The sequence below is a fragment of the Pseudomonas plecoglossicida NBRC 103162 = DSM 15088 genome (genome assembly GCF_000730665.1).
In the GTDB taxonomy this organism is placed as follows: Bacteria; Pseudomonadota; Gammaproteobacteria; order Pseudomonadales; family Pseudomonadaceae; genus Aquipseudomonas; species Aquipseudomonas plecoglossicida.
In genome coordinates this window covers 1-4,778 of the sequence record NZ_BBIV01000081.1, presented here as the reverse complement: position 1 = coordinate 4,778, position 4,778 = coordinate 1, and the positions used below count along the sequence as shown (strand labels likewise).

At 55.5% G+C, this 4,778-nt stretch carries 5 protein-coding genes; all 5 read right to left on the bottom strand.

What is annotated here, in order from left to right; all coding sequences use genetic code 11:
- Window positions 1–792: 792 nt before the first annotated feature.
- Window positions 793–1,011, bottom strand: coding sequence for a Wzz/FepE/Etk N-terminal domain-containing protein (locus PPL01S_RS25930; RefSeq protein ID WP_116131212.1), 219 nt, complete (start codon window positions 1,009–1,011; stop codon window positions 793–795).
- Between the two features lie 186 nt (window positions 1,012–1,197).
- Window positions 1,198–2,247: an LPS O-antigen chain length determinant protein WzzB gene (locus PPL01S_RS24090; RefSeq protein WP_016391186.1), complete on the bottom strand. Its 1,050-nt coding sequence runs from the start codon at window positions 2,245–2,247 to the stop codon at window positions 1,198–1,200.
- Window positions 2,248–2,462: 215 nt separating this feature from the next.
- A complete protein-coding gene (locus tag PPL01S_RS24085) occupies window positions 2,463–3,890 on the bottom strand; it encodes an MBL fold metallo-hydrolase RNA specificity domain-containing protein (protein WP_016391187.1) in 1,428 nt (475 codons plus the stop codon).
- A 100-nt stretch (window positions 3,891–3,990) separates the two neighbouring features.
- Window positions 3,991–4,254 (bottom strand): LapA family protein, encoded by a 264-nt coding sequence (locus PPL01S_RS24080; protein ID WP_016391188.1) that lies wholly within the window; start codon window positions 4,252–4,254, stop codon window positions 3,991–3,993.
- A 19-nt stretch (window positions 4,255–4,273) separates the two neighbouring features.
- Window positions 4,274–4,570, bottom strand: a complete 297-nt coding sequence (gene ihfB / locus PPL01S_RS24075) for an integration host factor subunit beta (RefSeq protein ID WP_016391189.1) — start codon at window positions 4,568–4,570, stop codon at window positions 4,274–4,276.
- Between the last annotated feature and the right edge of the window lie 208 nt (window positions 4,571–4,778).

Genomic DNA, 4,778 nt, shown 5'->3' with positions numbered 1-4,778 from the left:
CCACGCGATTTTTCTCAAACGCCAAACCCGACCGGAATCCATGCAGGAAGAATCGCAAGAGTTGGCCTAGGGTTACCTCGCTGAAAATCAAATGTGCGATTCAAACGATTGTGTCATCTGGTCGGGCACTGGATTCAACCCAGCCTCTTCACAGGCCAAGTCCTGCTGGGCAATGCCTTAGAACTCCGCAGCTCACACTTGTCGCAGACGCGCTTTGAGGCATTTGGCAACAAATGCTATCAGCAGGCCGACGACCAAACCGGCAACAAATTTAGAAATAATAATCATTCTTGAACAAGGGTTGAATAGCTTACTGGCAGATACCGCTCGCTGATCGATGCTTGCGAGCGGAGGCCTGGTATTAACGCTCTGCAAAAGCACGCGTTTGACGCGTAGCGCTAGAATTTGCTTCAGGAAGGCGGTTCCATTCTCCCCAGATTTGAGCCACCTTACGATTTGTCGAAAGCATGATCAGTTCTTTTTGATCTGTGCAATTCGCGGCCCCACTAAATCATCGGATGCGCGCTTAACTCGTCGCGCGCTTGCTGGCTATTGACTTTAACACGAATTAAGTTCCCTCCACCCCTTCTTCGGCCATTAAAGAAGTTGTAGAAGGCGTTTCCAACCCTACACTTTTGGGCAATGCTGACTGCCTCTTCAAGTTGAGCCAAGCGCGCCTCTCGACTCCCCCTCAACTGGACGCGCATTTCTTTCACTTCGTCGTCAAATTTGGCCTAGATCGAAAAAAACCAAAGGGCGTATTGCAAGAGTTCAGTACAGTGCCAAATGTCTTTATCGCAGCGTTAAGCAGCAACGAGTAAATTTGCGAGGATTCAAAGCATCCAATTGTTTAAGGACAACCAAGGGCAATGTTTCATAAAAGGAAGTGACGAGAAAAGCGTAAGCCGCTCTTATCAAAGCATATAGGCCTACCACGCCGATAACGACTCCGCTGCGGCACCACACATCGCGCGTTAGCTTAAAAATGTCAATCTCGCCATAAGCGACCATAGGTGGAACGCGCGCTACACTGTTCACATCACTTCCTGCATGCTAACGGTGATTCACCAAGATAGGGACGGCAGCGCGTCAGGCTGGCGCGTTCAATTCCCATATCATCGGCGACGAATGCCCATTCTTTACACCTTCCACAACCCGCAACAACGAGCGAAGACCAATCCTGGAAAGTAGATTCACCTACTTGGCCTTACGCCGCTTTGACCACTGATCTCGAGCAATAGCCACTCCTACGCCAAGCACCAATCCAATCAGCATTGAAACCAGCACAATCGCAGCTTTTCGCGGCTTGATTGGCTTGTCAGGCTGCGCCACAGCGCCATCCTGTTGGTACATCTCGACCAACGAAGGATCTATCTTTAGAGCACGAAGAAATAGTAGCTTTTCTTCCTTCTCGCGCAGACCCGATATAAATGGATCGTCGGATGGGCGCGACTCCAAATTCGCGATTTCTGCCTCCAACGCTTTGGATCCACGCATGTAGGTGAGAGAGCCACCCATGCCAGCTGACACCTCTGTGGATAGAGTATCCGAAATGATTGGAGGCTTTTCCAGACCTATGGACCGTGCAATCCGCAGAGCCTCCTTGAGCTGGGCAACCTGGTCGGTACGCTGGTTGCCTGCACTAGCTCGGGCCGCTTTGATTTTCTGAGCCAGGTTGTCCGCCACAACTGAAATTTCACTGCGCGCACCACTCAGCAGCTCGTTCTTCGCCTTTTCCGCAGCCATCTCTGCGTAACTCGACACCCAAGTAGCCGCAAGCCGGGGATCCTCAACATTAGCCGTCAGCACATAGCGGTCTGGCATATCTCTCGACGCCTGAGCAACCTTGAGCATGCTGTTGAACTGCGCATATAACGCATCGCGCGACCCCCTTCGCTCTTCTTCTGTCAACGTCGGGAGGAAGGCATTACGGAAGAATTTATCCCTTATCGCTTCAGACTGGAGTGCCTTGAGATAGATGCTGTACACATCCTTCGTGCTGAGCGGCGCAAGGCCTGTACCCTCACCACGACCGAAATTCAGTTGAGCAATCTCGTTCTGAGAAGGCGGCTGGATATAGAGCTTCGCCTCGTATACCGGCGAAACCAGCATCACATACGCCACCCCCAGAGCAATCACCGGCGCCGCAACCAACCCCAACCAAAGCTTTTGCTGCCACACCCCCTGTACAAGCTCAATCAAATCAATCTCGTCGCTATCATTCAGGCGCTCGCGTTCAGTGCGCATTTAGTCTTTTTTTCCTTGGGTCCGTCTGTTTGTGTAACTGGAGCCTCGCTTCCGCCTCTGCGGAAAGCGCATTAGGTCTCCTCGAGTGAATCGTACCGGCATTTTGCCAATCTGTCCGCTACGCTTCACTCGCTTCACATTAATCAGTGATAGAGACAACCCTCTCCCGGAAGTTCCCCACCTTTCGACAGACACCACTACCGCCCGCCCAATAGTCATTGCGCAATCGTTACATCAACCTCATTCCCAGCCCTCGCAAACGTTTCCCGAAGCACTCGAGCCAGGACCGCCTTAGACCGCCTCCCCCCATGCACCAGTACAATCCGCCGAGGTCCACAGCCTTGCGCGAACTTGACCAATCCAGCCTGATCCGCATGCCCTGAATACCCACCAAGCGTCACCACCTTCGCCCGGATGTCGTACATTTCCCCATCCAGATCAATCTGCACGAACCCTTCCGCACCCTCACTGGCCTGAATCACGGCTCCTGGAGTGCCCCTCGCCTGATACCCGACGAACATCACCTCATGCCGTGGATCACCCAACATGGCCTTTAGGTAATTGACGATCCGCCCACCCGAACACATGCCATTGCCGGCGATCACGATAGCCGGCCGCCCAGTGCTTTTCAGGTAATTGACCACCTGCTGGTGGCGAGCATGAGTGTCGACGCACACCAGCTGACCGAACCCTAGCGGGTCGCGCCCCTGGCTCATCCGCGTCCTGGCCTCGTCATTCCAGAAGCCATGCAGCTGCCGGTATACAGCGGTAATGCGCTGGGCCAGCGGTGAGTCGAGAATGATCGGCAGTTGCGACCAGGCGAAGGTATCATCGCCTGGCACGACGGCCGGGTCGCCCAGCAATGCCTTTTGGTGGAGGATGGCTTCCAGTTCGAACAGCAATTCCTGGGTTCGACCCAGGCTGAAGGCAGGAATCAGGACAGTGCCGCGGTCTTGCAGGGCACGGTCGATAACGTGCTCCAGCTGCTGCAGGCGCTTACTTCGATCCGGGTGCAGACGGTCGCCGTAGGTACTTTCCAGCACCAGCAGATCCGCGCGTTCTGGCGGCTGCACGGGACGCAACAGCGGGTTGCCTTCGGGCCCGAGATCACCCGAGAAGACGATACGGTGCGCCTCACTTTCCAGATCTAAAGCACACTCCACATACGCGGAACCCAGCAGATGGCCAGCACGCTGCAGACGAACCTGACACTTGAGATCAGGTTCTTGGACCACTTGATGCCATTGCCCGAAAGGTAGAGGCACGACCAGCCTATCGACGAATTCCAGGTAACGCGCCACAAGGGCGGGCTCGCTGCTGACGGCCAGCCTGTAGGCGTCCTCCAAAACCAGCGGGAGCAGCTTTGCAGACGGCTCACTGCACAGGATCGGGCCGCGATAACCTGCGGCAAACAGCGCGGGAATGCGCCCGACATGATCGAGATGCACGTGAGTGATAATCAACGCCCGAATATCCGACACGTCAAAACCGACTGCCGCGTCGGCTGCTTCCGGGCGAACGTCGGCGCCCTGCTCGAGGCCGCAATCGACCAGCAGACTGGTTACCGAGTCCAGATGAAGCTGATGGCAGGAACCCGTAACGCCTTGGGTGCCACCATGATGGGTAAGACAGGGAAATTGCATGATCTTGCACGCTCGCTTGGGCCGCTGAATGGCGGCCTAATTCTCCATTCCATGAGCTGCGTGCACAGGCGTGGTTTCCTACAGAGCTGTAGGAGCCCACTTAATTACCGGTCAATGCCGCCTGCCGCGCCGATGCGCGAATCTTGCGCTTGCTGCGCTGGACACCATAGGCACCGAGCAATGGCCCCACTGCCAGACCTACCACCAGGGCAGCCAATACCGGCACGGCTACCGGCAAGGCGGGCGCAGACCAGCCAAACAGCACCAGTGATACGGCCTGCTGATTCTCCAGCACGAAGAACAGCACGACAGCCGCCAGCAGCAGCACGAACAACGCCGCCAGGGCGCGCTTGAGGTTACGCATCAGACTGCTCCTTCATTGCTCAGGAATGCTCGTGCTCGTCCTCATTGACGCGATCACGCAGTTCCTTGCCCGGCTTGAAATGCGGCACGAACTTGCCTTCGAGCTCGACCGACTGGCCGGTCTTTGGATTGCGCCCTACCCGCGGCGCGCGATAGTGCAAGGAAAAGCTGCCAAAACCACGGATCTCGATACGATCGCCGGTTGCCAGGCATTGGGACATCTGTTCAAGCATGGTCTTGATGGCCAGCTCGACGTCCTTGGACGAGAGCAGCCCCTGATGGGTGACAATACGTTCGATCAGCTCCGACTTCGTCATATTTTTCCCTTCGTTATCAAGCAGCTAGATCATTGCTTAATCAGGTTGTAGCACGCTGGGGAGGATTTGAACAGGGTGGATCTTGACTTAATAAAAAAATTCAAGAACAAAATGAAATGAAATATGGCGTGGCTGGGCTGGGATGCGCATGGCGCAAGGGGTGTGGCGGGATTGAGATCGAGCGCCGCCCGCGCGGCGCATCGCGAGC